General features: G+C 73.2%; 24 protein-coding genes. 13 read left to right on the top strand and 11 right to left on the bottom strand.

The window, feature by feature from the left end; genetic code table 11:
• Positions 1-16 precede the first annotated feature (16 nt).
• Both rfbA and D8M35_RS04035 read right to left on the bottom strand, forming a co-directional pair.
• Positions 17-880 (bottom strand): glucose-1-phosphate thymidylyltransferase RfbA, encoded by an 864-nt coding sequence (gene rfbA / locus D8M35_RS04040; protein ID WP_126890689.1) that lies wholly within the window; start codon positions 878-880, stop codon positions 17-19.
• Positions 877-1,494, bottom strand: coding sequence for a dTDP-4-dehydrorhamnose 3,5-epimerase family protein (locus tag D8M35_RS04035; protein ID WP_126890688.1), 618 nt, complete (start codon positions 1,492-1,494; stop codon positions 877-879). Before D8M35_RS04035 ends, rfbA begins: the two co-directional genes overlap by 4 nt.
• Before the next feature lie 117 nt (positions 1,495-1,611).
• Here D8M35_RS04035 and D8M35_RS04030 point away from each other — a divergent pair, with 117 nt between their 5' ends.
• The 8 genes from D8M35_RS04030 to D8M35_RS03995 all read left to right on the top strand — a co-directional run bounded on the left by D8M35_RS04030 (position 1,612) and on the right by D8M35_RS03995 (position 10,454).
• Entirely contained in the window at positions 1,612-2,553 is a 942-nt protein-coding gene (locus tag D8M35_RS04030) for a glycosyltransferase family 2 protein (protein ID WP_126890687.1), read from the top strand.
• 4 nt (positions 2,554-2,557) lie between these two features.
• Positions 2,558-4,087: a phospholipid carrier-dependent glycosyltransferase gene (locus D8M35_RS04025; RefSeq protein ID WP_126890686.1), complete on the top strand. Its 1,530-nt coding sequence runs from the start codon at positions 2,558-2,560 to the stop codon at positions 4,085-4,087.
• Complete coding sequence (locus D8M35_RS04020) at positions 4,084-5,682, top strand: hypothetical protein (protein ID WP_126890685.1); 1,599 nt, start codon at positions 4,084-4,086, stop codon at positions 5,680-5,682. The genes D8M35_RS04025 and D8M35_RS04020 overlap by 4 nt, the downstream gene beginning before the upstream one ends.
• Positions 5,683-5,693: 11 nt before the next feature.
• Positions 5,694-6,680 carry a dTDP-glucose 4,6-dehydratase gene (rfbB, locus tag D8M35_RS04015; protein ID WP_126890684.1) on the top strand — a complete coding sequence of 329 codons (987 nt, stop codon included), beginning with the start codon at positions 5,694-5,696 and terminating at the stop codon, positions 6,678-6,680.
• Positions 6,677-7,528: a dTDP-4-dehydrorhamnose reductase gene (gene rfbD, locus D8M35_RS04010; protein WP_126890683.1), complete on the top strand. Its 852-nt coding sequence runs from the start codon at positions 6,677-6,679 to the stop codon at positions 7,526-7,528. The genes rfbB and rfbD overlap by 4 nt, the downstream gene beginning before the upstream one ends.
• A 49-nt stretch (positions 7,529-7,577) precedes the next feature.
• On the top strand, positions 7,578-8,516 hold the full coding sequence (locus D8M35_RS04005; RefSeq protein ID WP_161972594.1) for a YbhN family protein: 939 nt from the start codon (positions 7,578-7,580) through the stop codon (positions 8,514-8,516).
• A 55-nt stretch (positions 8,517-8,571) separates the two neighbouring features.
• Positions 8,572-9,714 carry a glycosyltransferase family 1 protein gene (locus tag D8M35_RS04000; protein ID WP_126890681.1) on the top strand — a complete coding sequence of 381 codons (1,143 nt, stop codon included), beginning with the start codon at positions 8,572-8,574 and terminating at the stop codon, positions 9,712-9,714.
• A gap of 104 nt (positions 9,715-9,818) precedes the next feature.
• Positions 9,819-10,454: a hypothetical protein gene (locus D8M35_RS03995; RefSeq protein WP_126890680.1), complete on the top strand. Its 636-nt coding sequence runs from the start codon at positions 9,819-9,821 to the stop codon at positions 10,452-10,454.
• Between the two features lie 91 nt (positions 10,455-10,545).
• On the opposite strand, the gene purE is transcribed toward D8M35_RS03995, so the two are convergent.
• Together purE and D8M35_RS03985 are read right to left on the bottom strand one after the other, a co-directional pair.
• Positions 10,546-11,055 carry a 5-(carboxyamino)imidazole ribonucleotide mutase gene (gene purE / locus D8M35_RS03990; protein ID WP_238638084.1) on the bottom strand — a complete coding sequence of 170 codons (510 nt, stop codon included), beginning with the start codon at positions 11,053-11,055 and terminating at the stop codon, positions 10,546-10,548.
• Positions 11,056-11,177: 122 nt separating this feature from the next.
• Entirely contained in the window at positions 11,178-12,314 is a 1,137-nt protein-coding gene (locus D8M35_RS03985; RefSeq protein ID WP_126890679.1) for a 5-(carboxyamino)imidazole ribonucleotide synthase, read from the bottom strand.
• A gap of 133 nt (positions 12,315-12,447) precedes the next feature.
• Between D8M35_RS03985 and D8M35_RS03980 the strand changes: the two genes are divergently transcribed.
• A complete protein-coding gene (locus tag D8M35_RS03980) occupies positions 12,448-12,933 on the top strand; it encodes a GtrA family protein (RefSeq protein WP_126890678.1) in 486 nt (161 codons plus the stop codon).
• A 51-nt stretch (positions 12,934-12,984) separates the two neighbouring features.
• A complete protein-coding gene (locus D8M35_RS03975; RefSeq protein ID WP_126890677.1) occupies positions 12,985-14,238 on the top strand; it encodes a glycosyltransferase in 1,254 nt (417 codons plus the stop codon).
• A 36-nt stretch (positions 14,239-14,274) separates the two neighbouring features.
• On the opposite strand, the gene D8M35_RS03970 is transcribed toward D8M35_RS03975, so the two are convergent.
• The 3 genes from D8M35_RS03970 to D8M35_RS03960 all read right to left on the bottom strand — a co-directional run bounded on the left by D8M35_RS03970 (position 14,275) and on the right by D8M35_RS03960 (position 17,032).
• On the bottom strand, positions 14,275-15,582 hold the full coding sequence (locus D8M35_RS03970; RefSeq protein ID WP_126890676.1) for a UDP-glucose/GDP-mannose dehydrogenase family protein: 1,308 nt from the start codon (positions 15,580-15,582) through the stop codon (positions 14,275-14,277).
• Between the two features lie 72 nt (positions 15,583-15,654).
• The gene (locus tag D8M35_RS03965; RefSeq protein WP_126890675.1) at positions 15,655-16,173 is read right to left on the bottom strand and encodes a PH domain-containing protein; all 519 of its coding nucleotides are present in this window, start codon (positions 16,171-16,173) and stop codon (positions 15,655-15,657) included.
• A gap of 4 nt (positions 16,174-16,177) precedes the next feature.
• Positions 16,178-17,032 (bottom strand): biotin--[acetyl-CoA-carboxylase] ligase, encoded by an 855-nt coding sequence (locus D8M35_RS03960; protein WP_126890674.1) that lies wholly within the window; start codon positions 17,030-17,032, stop codon positions 16,178-16,180.
• A gap of 74 nt (positions 17,033-17,106) precedes the next feature.
• On the opposite strand from D8M35_RS03960, the gene D8M35_RS03955 reads away from it, so the two are divergent.
• Both D8M35_RS03955 and D8M35_RS03950 read left to right on the top strand, forming a co-directional pair.
• Positions 17,107-18,702, top strand: coding sequence for an acyl-CoA carboxylase subunit beta (locus tag D8M35_RS03955; protein WP_126890673.1), 1,596 nt, complete (start codon positions 17,107-17,109; stop codon positions 18,700-18,702).
• Complete coding sequence (locus tag D8M35_RS03950; RefSeq protein WP_126890672.1) at positions 18,702-18,977, top strand: acyl-CoA carboxylase subunit epsilon; 276 nt, start codon at positions 18,702-18,704, stop codon at positions 18,975-18,977. The genes D8M35_RS03955 and D8M35_RS03950 overlap by 1 nt, the downstream gene beginning before the upstream one ends.
• A 495-nt stretch (positions 18,978-19,472) precedes the next feature.
• Here the strand turns inward: D8M35_RS03950 and D8M35_RS03945 are convergent, their stop codons facing one another.
• The 4 genes from D8M35_RS03945 to D8M35_RS03930 all read right to left on the bottom strand — a co-directional run bounded on the left by D8M35_RS03945 (position 19,473) and on the right by D8M35_RS03930 (position 23,918).
• A complete protein-coding gene (locus tag D8M35_RS03945) occupies positions 19,473-20,519 on the bottom strand; it encodes a hypothetical protein (protein WP_126890671.1) in 1,047 nt (348 codons plus the stop codon).
• The gene (locus D8M35_RS03940) at positions 20,516-21,814 is read right to left on the bottom strand and encodes a sensor histidine kinase (RefSeq protein WP_126890670.1); all 1,299 of its coding nucleotides are present in this window, start codon (positions 21,812-21,814) and stop codon (positions 20,516-20,518) included. The genes D8M35_RS03945 and D8M35_RS03940 overlap by 4 nt, the downstream gene beginning before the upstream one ends.
• Positions 21,815-21,819: 5 nt before the next feature.
• The gene (locus tag D8M35_RS03935) at positions 21,820-22,536 is read right to left on the bottom strand and encodes a response regulator transcription factor (RefSeq protein ID WP_058728855.1); all 717 of its coding nucleotides are present in this window, start codon (positions 22,534-22,536) and stop codon (positions 21,820-21,822) included.
• A gap of 122 nt (positions 22,537-22,658) precedes the next feature.
• Positions 22,659-23,918, bottom strand: a complete 1,260-nt coding sequence (locus D8M35_RS03930) for a class I SAM-dependent RNA methyltransferase (protein WP_126890669.1) — start codon at positions 23,916-23,918, stop codon at positions 22,659-22,661.
• Positions 23,919-23,932: 14 nt separating this feature from the next.
• Between D8M35_RS03930 and D8M35_RS03925 the strand changes: the two genes are divergently transcribed.
• Positions 23,933-24,131: Maf family protein (locus D8M35_RS03925; RefSeq protein WP_174234685.1), on the top strand; the 199-nt coding region annotated here is incomplete at its 3' end.

Raw genomic sequence — 24,131 nt, 5'->3', positions numbered from 1 at the left:
GGCGTCGTCGTCCTGCCTACTTGCCGAGCAGGCGCCGCAGGTAGACGCCGTAGCCGCTCTTGACCAGCGGTCCGGCGAGCGCCTCCAGGGCCGTGTCGTCGATCCAGCCGTTCCGCCAGGCGATCTCCTCGATGCACCCGATCTTGCTGCCCTGTCGGTCCTCGATGACCTTGACGTACTCGGACGCCTGCATCATGGACTCGAACGTCCCGGTGTCGAGCCACGCGGTCCCCCGGTCGAGGACCTGCACGCTCAGGCTGCCGTCCTCGAGGTAGCGCTCGTTCACGGTGGAGATCTCGAGCTCACCGCGCGCACTCGGCTCGATGGTCTTCGCGATCTCGACGACGCGGTTGTCGTAGAAGTACAGACCCGGGACGGCGTAGTCCGACTTCGGGACCGCGGGCTTCTCCTCGATGGAGAGCGCCCGGAACTCGTCGTCGAACTCGACCACGCCGTACGCCTTGGGGTCGGCCACCTGGTAGGCGAAGATCGTCGCCCCGTCGACCGAGGTGTTCCGCTTCAGGCTCGAGCCGAGGCCGGTGCCGTGGAAGATGTTGTCGCCGAGGACCAGCGCGACGCTGTCGTCGCCGATGAAGTCCTCGCCGATCACGAAGGCCTGGGCAAGGCCGTCCGGACTCGGCTGCACGGCGTACTGGATGTCCATGCCGAGCGACGATCCGTCGCCGAGCAGCGCCCGGAACTGGTCGTTGTACTCGGGGGTCGTGATGACCAGGACCTCGCGGATGCCCGCCATCATCAGAGTCGACAGCGGGTAGTACACCATCGGCTTGTCGTAGATGGGCATGAGCTGCTTCGAGATGCCCTTGGTGATCGGCCAGAGGCGGGTACCGGACCCGCCGGCGAGGATGATGCCCTTCATCGTGCTCCCCCGTTCGTGCGCAGCGACTCCGTGTACGCGAGGCACTCGTCGAACGTCGGCAGCAGGCCGAGCTCGGCCGCCTGCTCGAGCGTCGGAGCGCTGGTGTCCTTCTCGGACAGCACCGGCTCACCGATGCCGTCCGGCAGCTCGAGACCGACGGTCGGGTCGAGGATGCTGATCCCCTTCTCCCGCTCGGGGTCGTAGTGGGCGCTCACCAGGTAGTTCACCGTGCTCTGGTCCTCGAGCGCGACGATCGCGTGACCCAGCCCCTCGGACAGGTACACGGCCCGACGGTCGACGTCGTCGATGCGGACCGAGTCCCACTGCCCGAACGTCGGCGACCCGACGCGGATGTCGACGATGTAGTCGATGAACGCCCCGCGGACCGCGGTGACGTACTTCGCCTGGCTCGGGGCGACGAGGGCGTAGTGGATGCCCCGCGCGACGCCGCGCGAGGAGATCGACATGTTCACCTGACGGAGGTCGAGCGGGTGCCCGACGGTCTCCTCGAGCACGTCGGCGCGGTACGCCTCGAGGAAGGCCCCCCGTGCGTCGCCGTGCTGGACGGGGGTGAACTCCCACGCGCCTTGGATCTTGAGTTCGCGGATCTGCACCGGGGAAGCCTAGCAAAGGGGTCCGCCGGACGGACCGGACCATGCTCCCACGTAGGCTGTGTCGGTCGTCCCGACCGTGCCCCTCGCCCTTCCGACCAGAGAGCGACCCCAGCCCGTATGAAGCTGTTCGTCCAGATCCCGTGTCTCAACGAGGAGACCACCCTGCCCGCGGTCCTCGAGTCGATCCCGACGTCCGTGCCCGGTGTCGACGAGATCGAGGTGCTCGTCATCGACGACGGCTCGACGGACCGGACCGTCGAGGTCGCCCGTGCCCACGGTGTGACCCACTTCGTGCGCCACACCACGAACATGGGCCTCGCGCGGTCCTTCCGTGACGGCGTCGACTACGCCCTGCTGCACGGGGCGGACATCGTCGTGAACACCGACGGCGACGACCAGTACCCGCAGGCCCGGATCGCGGACCTGGTGCAGCCCATCCTGCGCGGCGAGGCCGAGATCGTCATCGGTGACCGCCAGACGCGCACGATCGAGCACTTCTCGACCCTGAAGAAGGGCATGCAGCGACTCGGTTCGTGGGTCGCGAGCCGTGCCGCCGGGCTCGACCTGCCCGACGCCGCCAGCGGCTTCCGTGCGTACTCGAAGTACTCGCTGATCCGCCTGAACATCGTCACGCGGTTCAGCTACTGCATGGAGACGATCGTGCAGGCCGGCTACAAGCGGCTCGCGATCGCGAGCATCCCGATCACGACCAACCCGAAGACCCGCGAGTCCCGGCTGTTCCGCAACATGTGGCAGCACGTCTTCGCCTCGGGGTCCGCGATCGCCCGTGTGTACCTCATGTACCGCCCGATGGCGCTCTTCGCCTCGGTGAGCGCCGTGCTGCTCGTCGCCGGTCTGGTCCCGTTCGTGCGGTACCTGGTCCTGCTCACCAGCGGCTCCGGCGGCAACCACCTGCAGTCGCTCCTCATCGGCATCGTCCTCGTGATCACCGCGGTCCTGTCGATGACGATCGGTGTCGTGGCCGACCTGACCCGACTGAACCGGACCCTCGCCGAGGAGCAGCTCGACCTGCAGAAGCTCGCTCGGTACGGTGACTGACCCCGTGACCGCCCCCACCCGCGGCGAACGCCTCGTCGTCCTCGCGGTCACCGCGACCTTCGGGGTGATCCTCGTCCTCTGGGCGGCGCTCGTGCCGACGTTCGAGGCTCCCGACGAGCGGGCGCACTTCGATGCGGCGGTGCACGTCGCGATCGGCGACGGGTGGCCCGACCCGGGTGACCTCCACCTGCTGCAGGCCGTCGACGGGGCCGGCGCCGGGACGACCGCGTCGATGGGGGCGTTGCTCGACGCCTCGAGTGCTGCCGAGGGCGACACCGTCGACCAGATGACGCAGCACCCGGCGACGTACTACGTGCTGGCCGCCGGGGTCCTGCACCTGATCGACTTCGAGGCGCACCGCCCGGCTATCGACGTGCTCGCGCTGCGCCTGTTCAGCGCACTGTTCGTCCTCCCGCTGCCGGCGCTGGCGTGGGCCACGGTCCGACGGGTCACCCGGAGTCCGCGGGCGGCCGTGGTCGGCGCGTTCGCCGTGCTCGCGGTCCCCGAGCTCGCCTCGATCGGGGCCTCGGTCTCGAACGACCCGCCGGTGATGCTCTTCGGCGCCACCACGGTGTGGCTGGCCGTCCGGGTGCTGACCGGGGATGCCCGGACGAGGACCGCGGTCACCCTCGCCCTGTCGCTCGGTGTCGCGATCCTCTGGAAGGGGACGGCGCTGCCGCTGATCCCGTTCGTCGCGGTCGCCGCTGCCCTGTCCGTCGGAGCGTCGGGCCGGCGGGTCGTGCTCCGGCGACTGCTGCGGGCGCTCTGGGTCCTGGCCGTCGCCGCGGCGGTCGGCGCGTGGTGGTGGTTCCGGAACCTGCTCGTCTTCCACACGCTGCAGCCGGACGGCTTCGCGTCGCTGCGTCCGCCGCAGCCGTTCCCCGCCGGGACCGGTCCCGACCCCGTGACGTTCGTCAGCATCTCGTGGAGCACGATCGCCCGGACGTTCTGGGGCAGCTTCGGCGGTGGGGCGCAGTGGGTCGTCTCCCCCGTCGTCTACGAGACCGCCACCGTGCTCGGTCTGGGCGCGGTGCTCGTGTGGGGGTTCCGGCGGGGGCCCGGCCTCGGTCTCGCCGTCACGCTCGCCGTCCTGCCCCTGACCGTGTTCGTCTTCCAGACCGTGACGAACTGGAACAGCTACCTCGCCACGACCTTCGTCGGCGGGACGCAGGGGCGGTACTCCTTCCCCGCGATCACCGCGTTCGTCGCCCTGAGCGCGATCGCGTGGCGCCGTGCCCTCGGCCCCCCCGCCGGCCGGCGCCGGTTCGCCACGGTCGTCAGCTGCATCGCCGCCGCGCTGGCCCTGTACGGCCCCGCGGTGGCCTACACGTCGTTCGCCGAGGTCGCCCGCGCGCGGGTCACGTCGGCCGGGCTCGCGACGCTCGCGGCGTCCACCCCGGTGCCGGTGGCGGCGGTCGTCGCCGCGTGGGTCCTCGCGCTCCTGCTGGGCGTCGGTGCGGTCCTGCTGTCGCGCCGTGTGCCGAGCAGCTCCGCCACGCTCCCGTCGGTGACCGACCTCGGAGCCCGCCCGTGAGGGGCCTCCGCCGCGTGTGGCGAGCCTCGCACTCCGAGCTCCTGGCGGTCGCCGGGGTCAGCGCGACGTTCGTCCTGCTCCTCGCGACGTGGGCAGCCGTGAACCCTCCCCTGCAGGGTCCGGAGGAGGCCGCGAACGTCGACGCGGTCCTCCACCTGCTGGCGGGACAGCTGTGGCCGGCGACCGGTCACCTGCACTTCTTCCAGGGGCTGCTGGCCCAGGACGTCGCCGTCCGGTTGCCACCGGCGTCGGAGCGCGGCTCGATCGCCGCGATCGTCGGGGACGGCACCGAGAACGCGCTCCGGAACCCGATGTCGCAACACCCACCGACGTTCTTCGCGGTGCAGGCGGCCGTCGCGGTGGCGCTCGACGCCGGGTCCCGACGCTGGGACCACGTGGTGCTCGTGATGCGCCTGGTCGACGTCCTGGCGATGGCCCCGCTGCCGGCGCTCGTGTGGGCCTCGGTGCGTCGCGCCACCCGCTCGCCGCGACTCGCGGTCGCCGCCGCTGCGGTCCTGCTCGCCGTGCCGCAGATCGCGCAGGTCGGGTCCTCCGTCTCGGTCTGGGTCCCGGTCATCGTCGCCGGCGCCCTCAGCACCTGGCTCGCGGTGCGCGTGCTCACCGGCGACCGGTCGTGGTGGACCCTGCTGGCGCTCGGTGGGTCGGTGGCGGTCGGGACCGCCGTGTCGGCCGCCGGGTTCCTCGCGGTGCCGTTCGTCCTGGTCGCGGTGCTCGCCGGACGGCTCGGCAGCGCCGCGGCGCGGCGGCCCGGTCGCGACGTGCTCGTCCGCGACGTGCTCGTCCGCGTCGGCCGGTGCCTGGTGGTGCTCCTCGTCCCCGCGGTCACGACCGGGTGGTGGTACGCCCGGCAGTTCGTCCGGACCGGTTCTCCGCAGCCGGACCCGTACGCGCCGGTCCGGGACCCGTGGCCCGCGGGCCAGGGCCCGGACGTCGTGCAGTTCGTCGGGACGTTCTGGAACGGCATGTCGGACTCGTTCCTGGGGCTGCTCGGTCGGTACCAGTGGCCGCTCTCGCCCGTGATCGTCGACACCGCCACCGTGGTCGCGCTCGCCGCACTGGTGTGGGCCGCGGCGAGTCGCCGGGTCGACCGACGCTCGATGGCCGTCGTCGGCACGTTCCCGCTCACCGTCCTCGTCGTCGTCCTCGCCCGGGACTGGGCGACCTACGTCGGGCACGTCGGCATCACCGTGACCCAGGGCCGGTTCCTGTTCCCGGCGATCGCCGCCCTGCTGGTCGTGCAGGCGCTCGCCTGGCGAGGCCTGGTCGTACGGCGAGCGGTCCGGGTGCGGCTGGCCCGAGCCGTCCTGCTGGTCGCCCCGGTCGTGGCCGTCGCAGCGCTCGGCCTGCTCTACTCGGGGTCCTTCGAGGGTCTCCAGTTCCGGGTCTCCGCGGCGGGCCGACAGGCGCTCTGGACGTCGCTGCCGGCCGGCCGGGGTGCACTCGCGGCGCTCGTGGGCCTCCTGGCCGTCGTCGGGCTCGCCACCGCGGTCGCCCTGTGGCGCTGGTTCGGTCGCGACGACACCGCCGGGACCGCGCCCGCTAGACTGCCCGCCGACCGTCGAACCGATCACTGAAGGAACAACGCGTGAAGATCCTCGTCACCGGAGGAGCCGGCTTCATCGGCTCGAACTTCGTCCGCCGTACGCTGCAGGACGCCTACCCCGGTCTGGAGGGCGCCGACGTCGTGGTCTACGACGCGCTCACCTACTCGGGCAACCTCGAGAACCTCGCGCCCGTCGCGGACTCCCCCCGCTACTCCTTCGTGCAGGGCGACATCACCGACGCCGCGAAGCTCGACGAGGTCGTCCCCGGCATCGACGCGATCGTGCACTTCGCCGCCGAGTCCCACGTCGACCGTTCGGTCCGCGACTCCGGCATCTTCGTCGAGACGAACGTCGTCGGGACGCAGCGCCTGCTCGACGCCGCGCTCCGCCACGGCACGGAGCGCTTCGTGCACGTCTCCACCGACGAGGTCTACGGCTCCATCAGCGAGGGCTCGTGGGCCGAGGACCGCCCGCTCGAGCCGAACTCGCCGTACTCGGCGTCGAAGGCCGGCAGCGACCTGCTCGCGCGCAGCTACCACCGGACGCACGGGCTGAACCTCTCGATCACGCGCTGCTCGAACAACTACGGGCCGTACCACTTCCCCGAGAAGGTCATCCCGCTGTTCGTCACGAACCTGATCGACGACCGGCACGTCCCGCTGTACGGCGAGGGCAACAACATCCGCGACTGGCTGCACGTCGACGACCACACGCGCGGCATCGCGATGGTGCTCGTCGGGGGCCGCGCGGGCGAGATCTACAACATCGGCGGCGGCACCGAGCTCACGAACAAGGAGCTCACCGGCATGCTGCTCGAGGCCACCGGCAAGGACTGGTCGTACGTCGACCGCGTCCAGGACCGCCTCGGCCACGACCTGCGGTACTCCGTGGACATCTCGAAGATCCAGGCCGAGCTCGGCTACGAGCCGCAGGTCCCGTTCGAGCAGGGCCTGGCCGACGTCGTGCAGTGGTACCGCGACAACCGCGCCTGGTGGGAGCCCCTCAAGGAGCGCGCGGCCCTCGCATGACCCGCTACCTGATCACCGGCGCGGCCGGCATGCTCGGCCAGGACCTCCAGCAGGCCCTCGCCGGTCGTGACGTCACCGCGCTCTCCCGTGCCGAGCTGGACATCACCGACCCGGAGGCGGTCGCCGCGGCCGTCGCCGGTCACGACGTCGTCATCAACGCCGCCGCGTACACGAAGGTGGACGACGCCGAGTCCCACGAGGACGACGCGTACGCCGTGAACGCCCGCGGCCCCGAGGTGCTGGCCACCGCGGCCGTCGGCGCGGGCGCGAAGCTCGTGCACGTGTCGACCGACTACGTCTTCGACGGCAACGGCACCTCGCCGTACGCCGAGGACGAGCCGACCGACCCGATCGGGGCCTACGGTCGCACGAAGGCGGCCGGCGAGGACGCGGTCCGACGGATCGCGCCGGACTCGTCGTACATCGTGCGGGCCGCGTGGCTCTACGGCGCCGGTGGCCCCAACTTCGCGAAGACGATGATCCGGCTCGCCGGGTCGCACGACACCGTCAGCGTGGTCACGGACCAGGTCGGTCAGCCGACGTGGACGGGCGACCTCGCCCGACAGATCGTCGCGATGCTCGACGCCGACGCACCGGCCGGCACCTACCACGGCACGAACGCCGGGCAGGGGTCGTGGCTCGACTTCACGAAGGCGATCTACACCGAGGTCGGGCTCGACCCGGAGCGCGTCCTGCCGACGGACAGCTCGGCGTTCGTCCGTCCTGCTCCGCGTCCGGCGTACAGCGTGCTCGGGCACGACGCCTGGCTGCGCGCCGGCATCGCGCCGATGCGCGACTGGCGCGAAGCGCTCCACGCAGCGGCAGAGGCCGGTGTCCTCGACGCCTGAGCCGACCGACGGTGGGACCCCCGGACGTCGCGGTCGGGTCCTCACGGCGGTGAAGTGGAGCGCGGCCGCACTCGCGGTCGCGCTCCTCGTCGTGGGGGTCGTGCAGCAGTGGGACGCGATCGTCCGTGACGTCGCCGCACTCTCGGCCGGGACCGTCGCGACCGGTCTCGTCGCGACCTTCGTCGCCCTGGTGGCGAACATGGCGTCGTGGCGGGCGATGACCGCGGCGACGGGGACACGTCTGCCCGTGTCGGCGGCGGCGTCGGTGTTCTTCGTCGGGCAGCTCGGCAAGTACCTGCCCGGCGGGGTGTGGTCGATCGCGGCGCAGGCGGAGCTGGGGCGCGCCCACGGCCTCCCCCGCGCCACGAGCGCGGTCGCCGCACTCGCGTCGATGCTCGTCAGCATGGTCACGGCCGCCCTGGTGGGCATCGGCGGCCTGCTCGTCGGGGCGCCGGACGGGCTCGCCACGTTCTGGTGGCTGGCACTCGTCGCGGCGGTCGGCCTCGTCACGGTGGCGCCGCCGGTGCTCGCGCGGCTGATCGTCCTCGCGATGCGCCTGCTCCGTCGTCCGCCGCAGGTCGTCGCACTCACCTGGAGCGGGACCCTCGCATCGGTGGGGTGGTCGGCGGCGATGTGGCTCGCCTACGGGGTGCAGGCGACGACCGTCCTGCGCGCGTTCGGGGCGCACGGACCGTCGGTGCCGCCGCTCGCGACCGGCGCCTACGCCGTCGCCTGGTTGGTCGGGTTCCTGGTCGTCGTCGCCCCGGCCGGCCTCGGGGCCCGGGAGGGCGTCCTCGTCCTGCTCCTCGGACCCGTCGCCGGCGTGCCCGGCGCCCTGGCCCTCGCGGTCGTCAGTCGCGCGATGATGACCCTCGGCGACGTCGTCCTCGCCGCCGTCGGAGCGGCGCTGGCGGTCCGACACCGTCGCCGCGGCGGTCGTCGCGGCGGACGCGGCGGCGCAGCGGGATCTCCCGAGCGCCCCTGGTAGTGTCGCGCCGGTACTGCGCGCAGTGCCGCCCCACCGACCCGAGGAGCCCCACCGCATGACCACTCTCCGCGTCGTCGTGGACCAGGTGATCGCGCCGGTCCCGGGTGGGATCGGCCGCTACGCGGAGGAGCTCACGCGGAAGCTCGTCGAGACGGCTCCCGCCGGCTGTGACGTCGAGGGCATCGTGTCCGCCGCCCCGCGCGCCGACGTCGACCGCCTGCGCACGCTCCTCCCGGGGCTCGCCGGCATCGAGCGGCTCGCCCTGCCCCGGCGCGAACTCGCCGTGGCCTGGCAGGGCGGCCTCGCCCACGGCGCCTCGCGCGGCATGGTGCACGCGCCGAGCGTGCTCGCGCCCCTCGTGAAGCACGACCGGTTCCAGGAGCCGGGCCGGCAGACGGTCGTCACGGTGCACGACACCGTCCCGTGGACCCACCCCGAGACCCTGACGCCGCGCGGCGTGCACTTCCACCGGGCGATGGTGAAGCGTGCGTGGAAGCACGCCGATGCCGTCGTCGTCCCCACGCACGCCGTCGCGGCGCAGCTCGACGAGATCCACCACTTCGGTGACCGGCTGCGGGTCATCGGCGGAGCCCCGACCGGACGTCTGCGCGTCCCCGTCGACGCCGACCTCCGTGCCGAGCGCCTGGGTCTCCCGACGCGCTACGTCCTCGCCGTCGGCACCCTCGAACCACGCAAGGGCCTCCGCCAGCTCATCGAGGCGATGGCGCACCCCGACGCGCCGCGTGACGTCCCGCTGGTCATCGCCGGGCCAGACGGCTGGGGGGACGTCGACGTCCACGCGATCGCTGAACGCGCCGGGCTCGCCGCCGACCGGGTCAAGGTGCTCGGTCGCGTCGACGACGCCGACCTCGCGGTCGTGTACGACCGGGCGACGGTGTTCGTCTTCCCGAGCCTCGCCGAGGGGTTCGGCCTGCCGGTGATCGAGGCGATGAGCTTCGGCACCCCCGTGATCCACTCGGACGACGCCGCGGTCAGCGAGGTCGCGGCGGACGCCGGTGTCGTCGTCGCCCGCGACCGACCGGAGTCGTACCCCGAGCGGCTCGCGCAGGCGATCTACCAGGTGACCGCGGACCCGCTGCTCGCGGGGCAGCTCGCCGTCGCCGGGCCCGACCGCGCCCGCATGTTCGACTGGCACGACTCGGCGCTCGAGACCTGGCAGCTGCACGCCGACCTCTGAGCCACAGGAGCACCACCCACCCGGACGGTCACGGCTGGGCATCGATGCGCCGACCCACCGACGCGCGCGCGACGCGGCCCCGGCACGGCTGTCATCATCGAGCCATGTCTCGTCGTCCCGCTCCGGTCCTGACCGCCTCGATCGTCCTCGCCGTCGGCCTGGCGACCACCCTGGCGGCGTGCTCCGGCGACGATGCCGGCCCGGACTCCTCCCGTTCCCCGTCCGGAGCGTCGTCGAGCAGCAGCGCGAGCGGTGGCGACGGCGCCGCTCCGACGGACGACGGCACCGCGAGCGGCACCGGCAACGGCAGCGGCGTCGACCACCCGGACCACGTCGACTTCGACAAGGTCGCTGCGCAGGGCGTCGCGGCGGCCGGCGGTGGCACGGTCGTCTCGATCGCCGGGTCCGGCGACTCGTGGACCGTCGTCGTCGCCGGACCGGACGGCTCCCAGACGCAGTCCGTCGTCTCGGCGACACTCGACCGTGTGACCTCCGGCCCGTTCCCGAAGCAGGTGGACGCAGCGACCCAGGCCGCCACGACCGCGCGCGCTGCCGCGCTGCAGACCACCGCGGCGAGTGCCGTCGCCGCGGCGACGGCGGCGGTCGGCGGCGGGGAGCTCGCATCCCTCGTCCTCGACGGCACGGCCGCCGCACCGACGTGGGCCGCCACGGTCACGACCGCGGACGGCACGCGGTCCGTCTCGGTCGACGGGCTCACCGGCGTCGCGACCCCCGCCTGAGACGGACCGGGCCGGGCCCGACCCCCGGCCGACGCACGAGGTTTCCCGAGCCTCGACTTCCGGCCCGGGCGCGCGGGCCCGGCGGTCGGCGTCAGACCTGCTCGCGGAGCGCCGCGGCCTTCCGCTCGACGACGCGCTCGAGTCCGGCGGCGTACTCCGCGAGGCGTGCGGCGACGTCCGGCTCCGACGAGCCGATGATCCGCGCCGCGAGCAGTCCTGCGTTCGCGGCCCCGTTGATCGCCATCGTCGCCACCGGGACACCCGCGGGCATCTGCACGATCGAGAGCAGCGAGTCGAGGCCGTCCAGTCGTGCGAGCTGCACGGGCACGCCGATGACGGGGAGGGTCGTCATCGAGGCGACCATGCCGGGCAGGTGTGCGGCTCCGCCGGCGCCGGCGATGACGACGCGGATCCCACGGCCGGCCGCACCGCGGGCGTAGCGCACCATCTTGTCCGGGGTGCGGTGCGCCGACACCACGTCGGCCTCGAACGGGACGGCGAGCTCGGCGAGGGCGTCCGCCGCTGCGCGCATGGTGGGCCAGTCGGAGTCCGACCCCATGATGATCGAGACGAGCGGGGAGGGCGCGGTGGTGTCGGTCACGACACGAGGCTAGCCGAGCCCAGCGGACGCGGTGCGTACGCACCGCGCGCCTCCGGACGGGAGACGCGACCCGCTCCGACCGCGCGGGTCACCCCGCGCGGTCCCAGCGGCTCGTCCGCGCGTCAGTCGTCGAAGTGGGCGGCCGCTGCACGCGCCCGGTACACGACGTCGTCGACGTCGTCCCCGGTGACCGTCACGTGCCCGACCTTGCGGCCGGGTCGTGGGGACTTGCCGTAGAAGTGCAGCTTGGCGTCGGGGAAGGCCGCGAGCGCGCCGGGGTACCGGGCGGCGAGGTCGCCGTCGGCAGGTCCCCCGAGCACGTTCACCATCACCGCGACCGGGTCGTGCGACCCGGTCGCCCCGAGCGGCAGGTCGAGCACCGCCCGGAGGTGCTGCTCGAACTGGCTCGTCGTCGCGCCGTCGATCGTCCAGTGACCGGTGTTGTGCGGCCGCATCGCGAGCTCGTTCACGAGGATGCGCTCGTCGGCGGTCTGGAACAGCTCGACGGCGAGCACCCCGGTGACACCGAGCTCCTCCGCGATGCGCACCGCGAGCGACTCCGCCGCGTCGGCGAGCCGGCCGGCGCTCGCGGGCGCCGGCGCGATGACCTCGGCGCAGACGCCGTCGCGCTGGACGGTCTCGACGAGGGGCCAGGCGACGATCTCCCCGGAGGGGCGTCGCGCGACCGACTGGGCGAGCTCGCGGGTGAAGGGCACGAGCTCCTCGACGAGGAGCGCCTGGTCGGAGCCGGACTCGGCGATCGCCACGAACCAGTCGTCGACGTCCGAGGCGTCGGCGACCACTCGGACGCCCTTGCCGTCGTAGCCGCCGCGGGCGGTCTTGACGACGGCTCGCCCGCCGTGGTCGGTGAGGAAGGCGCGGAGTTCCTCCGCGTCGTGCACGGCGGCCCAGTCCGGCACCGGCAGGCCGAGGTCGCTGAGGCGCTGCCGCATGACGATCTTGTCCTGGGCGACCGCGAGCGCCTCGGGCCCCGGGTGCACGGCGATCCCGGCCTCGACGAGGCCCCGCAGGACGTCCTGCGGCACGTGCTCGTGGTCGAAGGTGACCGCATCCACCCCGCGGGCGAAGGCGAGGACCGTGTCGAGGTCGTGGTAGTCGCCCTCGGCGGTGGCGGCGATGGCCGCCGACATGCCCGGGCCCTCGGCGAGGACGCGGATGTCGAGACCGAGCTCGACAGCAGCGGGGACCATCATCCGGGCGAGCTGTCCGCCGCCGACGACTCCGACACGCAAGGCCATGCTGTGTGTTCCTTCCGCCGCTCCCACCGGTCGGTGAGAGCACGTTGTCTACAATGGAGGTTCTGCCGGTCGCCGACCGGCGCCTGCCGGGGTCCGCCCGGCCACCCACAACTCTACGGATCTTGGAGACGACGTGCGGCGACTCATCGCGCAGCTGGCCCGCTTCGGAGTCGTCGGAGCCGTCGGCTTCGTCGTCGACTTCAGCGTGTTCAACCTGCTGCGCGCCACCGTGCTGTCCCCCGACGAGGTGCACTCGGGGCCCTTCTGGGCGAAGGTGATCTCGACGGTGCTCGCCATCGCCGTGAACTGGTTGGGCAACCGGTACTGGACGTTCCGCCACCAGCGTCGGTCGGTCGCCGCGCGGGAGGGCGTGGAGTTCCTCGTCGTCTCGCTGGGTGGCATGGCCATCTCGCTCGGCTGCCTCGGGATCTCCCACTACGTGCTCGGCTTCACGTCGGCGTTCGCGGACAACGTGTCCGGCAACGTGATCGGGCTCCTGCTCGGCACCGCCTTCCGCTTCTGGCTCTACAAGGTGTGGGTGTACCACCCCGACCGGGTGCAGCAGGAGGCCGAGCGCACGGTCGTCACCGAGGACGCCCGGCTCCCGCACGAGGTCTGAACCGCCGCCGCGCAGGCCACCGGGGCACGATGTCGTCCGTAGGATGGCTCGATGCGCCTCCGACCGACCGCCGAGCCCGCTGAGGACCCCGCCGGAGGCGCCGCCCCCGGCCAGGACGGTGCGCCGCACCGGCGGTCGAGGCTCCTCGTCCTCGCATCGACCTTCCCCGCCCGGCCCGACGACGGCGTGCCCGCGTTCGTGCTCGACCTCGCGCGGCACGAAGCCGAGGAGTTCGACACCGTCGTCCTCACGCCCCGGGTGCCCGGTGCCGCCGCCGACGAGGTCGTCGACGGGGTCCGGGTGGTGCGCTACCCGTACTTCTCCCGACGGTTCGAGGACCTCGCCGACGGGGCGATCCTCGACAACCTCCGGGCCCGCCGCAGCCGCGTGCTGCAGGTCCCGGCCCTGCTCGTGGCGCAGTACCTGGCGGTCCGACGCGCGGTCCGGGCGGGTCGACCCGACGTCGTGCACGCCCACTGGGCCGTCCCGCAGGCCCTGGTCGCGACCCTCGCCGCGCCCCGGGTGCCGATGGTCGTCACCACGCACGGCGGCGACGTCTACGCCCTGCGCGCCGCACCCCTGGTACGCCTGAAGCGCTGGGTGCTGCGACGTGCGGCGCACGTGACGACGGTCAACGGCGAGATGCGCGAGCGGCTCACGCGGTGGGGTGTCCCCGAGGCCGGGACGAGCGTCGTGCCGATGGGCGTCGAGACCGGGCCGGCCGCAGCCGCCCGGGCACGGACCGCACGGGTGCCGGGACGGGTGGTGGCCGTCGGTCGGCTCGTCGAGAAGAAGGGCTTCGCGGTCCTCCTCGACGCGCTGCGACGCATCGACGACGTCGCGTGGGAGCTGGTCGTCGTCGGTGACGGCCCGCTCCGCGCCGGACTGGAGCGGCGGGCCGCAGGACTGCCGGTCACCTTCGTCGGTCAGCGCGGGAAGGACGAGGTCCTCGACGCGCTGGCGTCCGCCGAGGTGGTCGTGGTGCCGTCCGTCCCCGCGTCGAACGGCGACCAGGAGGGGCTCCCCGTGACGCTCCTCGAGGCCGCCGCCGTCGGGGCCGCCGTCGTCGCGAGCGACCTGCCGGGGATCCGTGACGTCGTGCAGGACGACGTCTCCGGTCTCCTCGTGCCGCCCGGCGACGTCGACGCGCTGGTCTCGGCGCTCCGGCGCGCCCTCACCGACCGGGACGGGCGGGAGCGGTGGCAGACCGGGGCCGGAGGGGTCGCGGAGTCCTACACCGGTGACCGCATCGGCGAACGGTACCGGGCGGTGCTGCGGGCCGCGGCTGGGCGGCGCACCGACTGACCGCGCGCGGGCACGGTCAGCGAGCGACCGCGCCGATCACCGCCCCATGCCGCGCACGGTGAACCCGGCGGCGGTCCACGCGTCGCGGTCGAGGCAGTTCCGGCCGTCGAGCACGACGGGTGCGGCGACGAGGTCGGCGACGACCCGCGGGTCGAGCTCGCGGAACTCGGCCCACTCGGTCAGCACGAGCACGAGGTCGGCGTCACGCAGCGCCTCGGCGGCGGAGTCGACGGTCTCGACCTCCGGGCGCACCCGGGCTGCGGTGTGGTTCGCGGCGGGGTCGTACGCCAGCACCGTCGCCCCGAGCTCGACGAGGCGTGCGGCGATGTCGAGCGCCGGCGAGTCGCGGACGTCGTCGGAGTTCGGCTTGAACGCGAGACCGAGCACGGCCACGCGGCGCCCCGCGACGGAGCCGCCGAGCAGCTCACCGGCGAGGGTCGCCACGTGGGCGCGACGCCGCAGGTTGATCGCGTCGACCTCGGCGAGGAACCCGAGCGACCGTCCGACGCCCAACTCGTCGGCACGCGCCTGGAACGCGCGGATGTCCTTGGGCAGGCACCCGCCGCCGAACCCGAGGCCGGCGTTCAGGAACTTCCGACCGATCCGGTCGTCGTACCCGATCGCGTCGGCGAGCGCCGTGACGTCCGCGCCGGCGACCTCGGCGATCTCCGCCATGGCGTTGATGAACGAGATCTTCGTCGCGAGGAACGCGTTCGCACTGATCTTGACGAGCTCGCTGGTCGGCAGGTCGACGACGAGCCGCGGGATGCCGGCGGCGAGGGCCTGCTCGTAGACCTCGTCGAGGACGGCGACGGCGCGCTCCCCGGCCGCGCCGTCGGGCACGCCGTAGACGAACCGGTCGGGCGAGACGGTGTCCTGCACGGCGAACCCCTCGCGCAGGAACTCGGGGTTCCAGACGAGGGTCGCCTCGGGCTGCGCCTCGCGCACGCGCTCGGCGAGCCGGGCGGCGGTGCCGACCGGGACGGTGGACTTGCCGACGACCAGGTCCCCCGGGGCCAGGTGCGGCAGCAGGTCCGTCACCGCGGTGTCGACGTAGGTCAGGTCGGCCGCTCCCGTCGGCCCCTGGGGCGTCCCGACGGCGAGGAAGTGCACTCGCGCTCCGGCGACCCGGGAGGAGTCGGTCGTGAACTCGATGCGCCCGGAGGCGAGCGCCTCGGCGAGGGTCTCGGGCAGTCCGGGCTCGAAGAACGGGGCCTCGCCCGCGGCGAGCCGCTCGATCTTGACCGGGTCGACGTCGACCGCGACGACCTCGTGTCCGAGCTTGGCCATGGAGGCGGCGTGCACGGCACCGAGGTACCCGCAGCCGATGACGGAGATGCGCACGGGACGACGCTACCCGACACCGTGGTCCGGCCCTGCCGGGACACGGTGATCATGAGGTGAACTCGGCTCCGGTCAGTACCCGCCGACGATCTCGTCCCAGTCCGGCTCCCGGTGCCGACGCCGGGCCTCGTGCGCCTCGACGAGGTCGTGGAGCACGGCCACCACGAGGTCCGCGTGCGGGACGTCCCCGAGCACGACGGGCGTCTCCTCGCCGGGGAAGACGAGCACGTCCCCGGACCGCCACACGCCCTGCAGCCCGCGCCGGCGCACCGTCACGTCGTACCCCCGCGAGTGCAGGAGCTCCCGGCGCGTGCGCGTCCCGAGACCGTGCACCACGACGAGCCGCCGGGTGGTCACGACGTACCGCTCCGACATCCAGCGCAGCAGCGGCACGAGCCCGCCGAGCACGACGAGCAGCACCGTCAGGCCGGCGACCACCGCGTTCAGCCAGGCGAGCTGCGCACGGAAGACACCGAAGCCGAACCCTCCGGCCAGGGCGACGAGCACCACGAAGACCGCGGGGCGGACGAGCCGGCGCGCGTGCGGTCGGAGCCGCGCGACGACGCGTTCGGGCGGCGGCTCGGCGGTCATGCCGTCATGCATACCGCAGGTGGGTGAGGTCCCCCACCGCGACGCCCCTGGATCGCCCGTCCCGATCCCGGATCGTGATCCGACCGTCGTCGTCGATGCCCGTGGCGTCGACGACGTCGACGGTGCCGTCGGGCAGCTCCAGACGGACGCGGCGACCGATCGTGCCGCAGGCCGCGCGGACGCGGGACCGGACCGCCCCGGCACCCGGACCTCCCGCGACCAACGCGCGCACCGCCTCCAGGACGGCCGCGGACCAGTCGGCCAGGACCGCGTCGGCCAGCGTGACGGCGTCGTCGCGTGCGCCCGCGACCGCGAGCGACGTGGACGTCGGCGTGGGCAGCGCGTCGGCCGGGATCGTCAGGTTGACGCCGGCGCCGACGACGACGCTGCCGTCCGCCGCCACCTGGCAGAGGATGCCGCACACCTTGCGCCCGTCGACCAGCACGTCGTTCGGCCACTTCACGAGGACGCGCGGCTCCGTCGGGGACGTCGCGTCGGCCTCCGGACGGGAGGCGCGACCCGGCTCGTCGACGTCCGCCAGCGCCGCGGACACCGCGTCGCGCATCGCGGTGCCGGCCACCAGGGGCAGCCACCCGCGGTCGCGGGCGTCCAGGTCGGCGCGCAGGAGCAGGCTCACCGCGAGGGTCTGTCCGGCGGGCGCGGTCCAGGACCGGTCGAGCCGCCCGCGCCCGGCCGTCTGGTCGAGCGTGGCCACGACGCTGCCGTGCGCCCGATCGGGCGCGGCGGCCAGCAGGTCGGCGTTCGTGGACCCGGTGCGCTCGACGTGGTCGAACAGCCCGCCCGCGGCCTCGACGACGGCACGGGCACGCGGCAGGACCGACGGGACGGGTGTGGACATGCACGCAAATCTACGGCCAGGAACCGTGGGGGTCCTCCAACCGGCCCCGTCCCGCCCGCCGGTAGGGTGAGCGGGTGACCACAGGAGACACCCCCGACCTCTCGACCACGGCCGGTCGCCTCGCGGACCTGCGCGACCGCTACCACGAGGCCGTGACTGCCGCGGGCGAGGCCGCCATCGCCAAGCAGCACGCGAAGGGCAAGGGCACCGCCCGCGAGCGCATCGAGCAGCTCCTCGACGAGAACTCCTTCGTCGAGTTCGACGAGTTCGTCCGCCACCGCACCACCTCGTTCGGCATGGACGCCAAGCGCCCCTACGGCGACGCCGTCGTGACCGGCGTCGGCACGATCCACGGCCGCAACGTCGCGGTCTACGCGCAGGACTTCACCGTCTTCGGCGGATCGCTCGGCGAGGTCGCCGGCGAGAAGATCGTCAAGGTCATGCAGCACGCGCTGAAGACCGGCGTCCCGATCATCGGCATCCTCGACTCCGGCGGCGCCCGCATCCAGGAGGGCGTCGTCGCCCTGGGCAAGTACGGCGAGATCTTCCGCCTCAACACGCAGGCGTCCGGGGTCATCCCGCAGATCTCCATCGTGATGGGTCCGGCTGCCGGCGGTGCGGTGTACTCCCCCGCCCTCACCGACTTCGTGATCATGGTCGACAAGACGAGCCACATGTTCGTCACCGGCCCGGACGTCATCAAGACCGTCACCGGCGAGGACGTCGGGTTCGAGGAGCTCGGCGGGGCCCAGACGCACAACGCCGTCTCGGGCGTGGCGCACTACCTGGCCGAGGACGAGACCGACGCGCTCGACTACGCACGATCGCTCGTCGGGTTCCTGCCGGACAACAACCTGTCCGACCCGCCCGCGTACGACGTCGCACCGGAGCTCGAGACGACCGACGCCGACCACGAGCTCGACGTCGTCATCCCCGACTCGACGAACCAGCCGTACGACGTCACCACGATCGTCGAGCACATCGTCGACGACGGCGAGTTCCTCGAGGTCCAGCCGCTCTTCGCGCCGAACATCATGATCGGCTTCGGCCGGGTCGAGGGCCGCACGGTCGGCATCATCGCGAACCAGCCGCAGGCGATGGCCGGGACGCTGAACATCGACGCCGGCGAGAAGGCCGCGCGCTTCGTCCGGTTCTGCGACGCGTTCGGCATCCCGATCCTGACGCTCGTGGACGTCCCCGGGTACCTGCCCGGCACCGACCAGGAGTGGACCGGCGTGATCCGCCGCGGTGCCAAGCTGCTGTACGCGTACGCCGAGGCGACCGTGCCTCTCGTCACCGTCATCACGCGGAAGGCCTACGGCGGCGCGTACATCGTGATGGGGTCGAAGCAGCTCGGCGCCGACATCAACCTGGCATGGCCGACCGCCGAGATCGCCGTCATGGGCGGTCAGGGTGCCGTCAACATCCTGTACCGCGCCGAGATCAAGCGCGCGGAGGAGGCGGGCGAGGACGTCGCCGCGGTCCGCACCCGGCTCGCGAACGAGTACACCTACAACGTGGCGTCGCCGTACCTGGCTGCCGAGCGCGGCGAGCTCGACGGCATCATCCAGCCGCACGCAACGCGCGTCTCCGTCATCAAGGCGCTGCGGGCGCTCCGGGGCAAGCGCGCCTCGCTGCCGCCGAAGAAGCACGGGAACATCCCGCTCTGATGGGCAGGCACGCAGCACACGTCCCCGCGGACGCCTCCGTCACCGAGGAGGCCACCGCCCCCGTCGCGGCCGACGTCCGCGTCGTCTCCGGCGACCCGTCGCCCGAGGAGCTCGCAGCCGTCGTCGCTGTCCTCCAGCGGCAGGCCGACGAGGCCGCCGCGCTCGGCCGGGCCGAGGTCACCGACTCGCCGCGTGCCGGGTGGGACACGTCCGCCCGCGGCCTCCGTCGTCCGCTCGACCACGGCCGTGGCGCCTGGAGCCGATCGCTGCGCTGACCACCCCGTGGTGTGCACGAACCGCACGCCGCACCCGAGACCCCCGCCGATCACCGGCGGGGGTCTCGTGCGTTCCGGGGAGTGGCGCGTTCTGGGTCTCGTGCGATCGGGGGTACCGCCGGCGCGATGTACCCCTGTCGCACCGCGCACCGCCGACCCTGCCGCCCGGTTGCGCGGTGCACTTCCCGGTCGGTCTCCCCTCCATCGGGGGACAAGGCCGGTGCGGAGCCGCCGGTCCTGCGTGATTTGTCCCCCATAATGACGACTGACACGGCTCCGCTCTGCGGGCATAGTTGTTCGTGTTCGGTGTCCTTCACAGAAGAACATCGTTGGTCGGTGGCCGACTAGGGTACGACGCCTCCGACCAGCTGCGAGCCAGGGCGACATTCGGGTTGTCGCTCAGGCTCGGGTCGTGAACGGGCCGGTTCCTCGGGACCGGCCCGTTCCCCGTTTCCGGACCGTCCGGTCTGGTGTGGCCTCGTCTCGCGAGCGTCCTCAGACCGCCGCGCGGCGCGGGATCTCGGTCCAGAGCACCACGGAGTCGTCCTCGTCGTCATCGTCGTCGGCACCGGCACCGAGTGCCGCGGACTCGCTCGCCGCGGTGTCCAGTCGCAGCCCGACGATCGTGACCGCCGCCTCCGACCCCTCGCCGACCGTGCGCACGATGACGTTGTCGGCACCCCGGGCACGGCGCAGCGCGTCCGCGATCTCGGCGTGCACGCGGCGGAGGTCGTCCATCTCGAGGTCGTCGAGACCGCCGTCGTCGTGCAGCTGCACCGTGGCGCCACGACGGCGCAGGCGCATGACCTCGTCGCGGACGTCGTCCGACAGCAGCGCCCGACCGCGGATCTCGTCGCGGATCGCCTGCTCGAGGTGCAGGCACTCCGCGCGCTCGGCGTCGGTCAGGTCCCCGTCCTGCTCGATCACCCGCTGCAGCATCGGCAGCGCCATCCTCGTGGTCTGGCTGAGGCGGAACTGCCGCTCGAACACGTGCGCGTCCTGGGCAGCCTGCCAGTCCGCGGTCTCCTGCTCGGCGCGGAGGAACTCCTGGGTGGTCCGGGTCGCCCGGGCCATCGCCACGGCGAACCCGGTGGCGACCGCGACCCACGTCAGGTTGCCGACGAGGCCGAGCTCCCCGAACGCCCCGGGTCCGCCCCAGGCCACGCCGAAGAGCGTGACGAAGACGACGCCGACCCATGCGAAGGCCCGGCGTCCGCGGACGACGAGCACGACCATGAGCGTGCCGATCGCGGCGATCCACCAGGTGGTCGAGTCGTTCTTGTCCGCGAGGTCGACCACGGGTGCGGCGATGACCGGCATGACGAGCGCGGTGGCGAGGCAGAAGCAGGCGGCCCAGACCGGCAGCGTGCGGCCGGGCAGGAAGATCGCCACGGCGCTGGCCGCCGCGTAGAGCGCCATGCACGTGAGCACGGGGCCGACCTCGCGGACCACCCCGAACGACGCCACGCCGAGCACGAGGTGGAAGAGCGAGAACAGCGCGGCGAGCCCGATCGCGATGCCGGCCGGCAGCGATACCCTCATGCGCGCTCCTCCGGGTGCCACTCGAGCCGGATCCGCGTCCCCGCCCCGGGGTTGCTCGCGACCACCGCCGTGCCGCCCACGGCCTGCACGCGCTCGATGATCGACCGACGGACGCCGAGCCGTGCGGCCGGGACGGCGCCGAGGTCGAAGCCGGCACCGTCGTCGCCGACCTCGACGTGCACGGCGCCACCGCGCTGCTCGACCCGGACCCACCGGTCCACCTCCGGCCCTCCGGCGTGCTGCACGCTGTTGACCGAGGCCTGCAGCGCCGCCGAGGCCAGTGCGTCCGCCACCGTCGCGGGGAGCCGCATGCCCCCGACCGGCGCATCACGGAGGTGCACCGGGGCCGCGAGCGCGCCGACCGCCGCGGTGATCCGACCACGGAGGTCGTGCACCGTCACCGGCGGGGCCTCCCCCGGCAGGTCGGCCGCGGCGGCACCGAGGTGGTCGATGGCGTTGCGGGCCATGCGTGCGGCGAGGGCCTTCGCCTCGGGCGTCTCCGCCCGCGCGGCCGAGAGCAGCGTCGTCAGGACGCTGTCGTGCACGATCGCGTCCACCTGCACCCGCTCGACCTCGGTCGCGTGCTCACGGATCGCGAGCGAGTAGCGCCGGACCGCGGTGGCCTGTGCCGTGTCCACGGACGCGGCCGCCCGGCGGAGGAGCACCGCGATGACGAGGACCGCACCGCTGAGGATCGCCGTGTAGACGCCCTGGAGCACCGCGCTGGCCCCGGCGTCGCCACCGGCCGGGGTGAGTCGCACGACGGCGTACACGGCGGGCACGAGTGCGGTGTAGACGGTCGCGCGCCACGGGGCGAACCCCATCGCCGCCGCCGTCGACCCCACGGTGAGGAACCACCACGGCCAGGGGTACTGGTCGTCCGGGATGTCCTCGCGGACGGTGAGCGGCCAGGTGACGAGCACGACGAGGAGCAGCAACGCGCACACGATCTGGGCGACCTGCGCCCAGCGCTGCGCGAACGCGGACACCCCGACCGCGACGAACGAGGCGCCGAGGGCCACCGCCGCGACCGGTCCCCACACCGGGTCGAGGTACGGCAGCTGTCCGACGACCTGCGGTGCGTAGACGGCACCGTAGGCGACCGCGGCGATCGCGATGAGGATCGCGAACAGCCGCTCGACCGACGCCTGCGTGATCGTCGGACGCACCCCGCGCAGGGGGTCGGCGCCGAACGGTGCCGGCTCGGCCGGGATCGCGCCGTCCGCCGGTCGCGCCGCTCCGGCTGCTCCCGCCGGGGCCCCTGCCGACCGCGCCGGCCGGGCCGTGGTGGCCATACGGGTCAGCGGCCGTCGGTGTCGGGGTCGATGCCCGAGTCGAGCCCGGGCAGGATGCCGTCCTCGACCGCGCGGCGGAGCAGGTCGACCTTGGTCGGCGCGGGACGGCCCACCTCGACGTACTTCACGCGGATGCGGTCGAGGTACTCGCGCGCCGTCGAGTACCCGATGCCGAGCTGCTGGGCCGCGAGCTTGAGCGGCAGTCCCGAGGCGTACAGGTGCAGGATCTCGCGCTCACGGCGACCGAGCTGCGCCTTGGCGAAGTCCCGGTCGGCGTCGATCGCGCTCGCCCACTCGAGGTTGTTGAGGACGTCTCCGCGGGCGACGGTCGCGACGGCGGCCATGACGGTCTTCGTCGCCGACGACTTCGGGATGACCCCGGCCGCCCCTGCAGCCAGTGCCTCGCGCACGCTCGCGACGCGGTCGGCGATCGAGTGGACGAGCACCGCGGAACCGGTGCCCTGCACACCCTTCACGTTCGCGGTCACGGTCGAGCCGTCGCCGAGCGACAGGTCGAGCACGACGACGTCGACCTCACGCCCGCCGAGCTGCGCGACGTACTCGGGCACGCTCGCGGCGGTGAGCACCACCTCGAACCCCTCGTTCTGGCACGCCGCCTGGATGCCGAGCCGCACGGACTCGTGGTCGTCGACGATCGCGACGCGGACGGGCCTGGTGGCCAGTCCGGTCGCTCCGCTGCTGGTGTTCGTGTCTGCTGCCACGGTGGCCTCTCGTTCCGATGCACGCCCGGCCCCTGTCGCCGGGAGCGATCACCGACCAAGGATACCCAGGTCGGACCCAGACTCGGAGTTGTGGGACACCGCGTCACACTGCGGCCTCGGGGTCAGGCGATCGGCACCAGGCGCGCGACCGCCTCGAGGTGGTGGGTGTGCGGGAACAGGTCGAACGCCCGCAGTGCCTCGAGCCGGTACCCGAGGTCGGCGAACGTCGCCACGTCGCGCGCCAGGGCGACCGGGTCACACGCGACGTACACGACCTGGGCGGGCTGGAGCGCCGCGACCTGCACGACGACCTCGCGCCCGGCACCCGAGCGCGGCGGGTCGAGCACGATCGTTCCGGCGCGGAAGCGCTGCAGCTCGGGTCGCGACGCGTCCGCGGCCGTCCGCGCGAGCCAGCGGTCCACCCGGCCGGTCTCGGCGCGGGCGCCGATCCACTCCGCCAGGTTCTCCTGCGCGTGCTCGGTGGCCCGGGGCGCGCTCTCGACGCTGGTGATGCGGGCCTTCGGGCCGACGACGTCCCCGAGCGCGGCAGCGAGCAGTCCGACGCCGCCGTACAGGTCGAGGTGCTGCCCCTCCGGGTCGAGGCGGTCACGGTCGACCAGGTCCTGCACCGCCGCGGTGAGCACGGCCGGGGCCTGGCGATGCACCTGCCAGAAGCCGTTGTCGTCGACGGTGAACGAGCGCTCCCCCACGAGCTCGGTCACGACGGTGGGCTTCTGCTCGTCGATCACGAGCCGGGCCCCTTCGGCGCCGCTCGGCGCGAGGACGTCGACGACCGACGCGCCCGGCATCGCACCGCGTCCGAGCGGCGCGCTCTCCTGCACGCGCGCGGCGGCGAGCGGGAGCGAGGTCACCGGCACGACCGTGTGGGAGCGCGAGGCGAACGGGCCCGCCGTGCCGTCCTCGTCGACGTGCAGCCGGACACGCGTGCGCCAACCGAGGCCGTTCGCCTCGTCGTCGCCGGGAGCGGCCTCGACCACGACGTCGTGCCCGAGGACCTCGGTCAGGTCGGTGCGGGCGAAGCGGGAGAACGCGTCGACCAGGACGTCGTGCTTGAGCGTGCGCTGGTGTGGCAGGGCGATGTGCCCGAACTCCGCCCCGCCGGCGCGCACCGCGGGGTCGCGGTCGAGGGCGGCCTCCGGCCAGACGTGGTCGACGCGGTGCTCGCTCGGCGTCACGACGGACACCGTGTCGGCGCGCCAGAACGACTTCTTCCGGTCCTCGGTCACGCGCGCCACGACGCGCTCGCCCGGCACCGCGTCCGAGACGAAGACCACGCGCCCCTCGTGCCGTGCCACCGAGATGCCGCCGTGGGCGATCCCGGTGACGTCGAGTTCGAGCAGCGTTCCGACGGATTCACCCATGGTTCGATGTTCCCATGCGTCTGTACCTCGCGAGTACCTCCCCCGCCCGCCGCGCCCTCCTCGCGCAGACCGGCATCGAGCCGGTGCTCGTCGCACCGGGGGTGGACGAGGACGCCGCGGTCGCCGACGCGCGGGCCGAGCTCGGTCGCGACCTCACCGGCCCGGAGCTGGTCGGGCTCCTCGCGGCCGCCAAGGCGCACGCGGTCGCCGACG

Source organism: Curtobacterium sp. HSID17257 (assembly GCF_003989515.1).
In the GTDB taxonomy this organism is placed as follows: domain Bacteria; phylum Actinomycetota; class Actinomycetes; order Actinomycetales; family Microbacteriaceae; genus Curtobacterium.
This window is presented reverse-complemented; position numbering and strand designations above follow the sequence as displayed.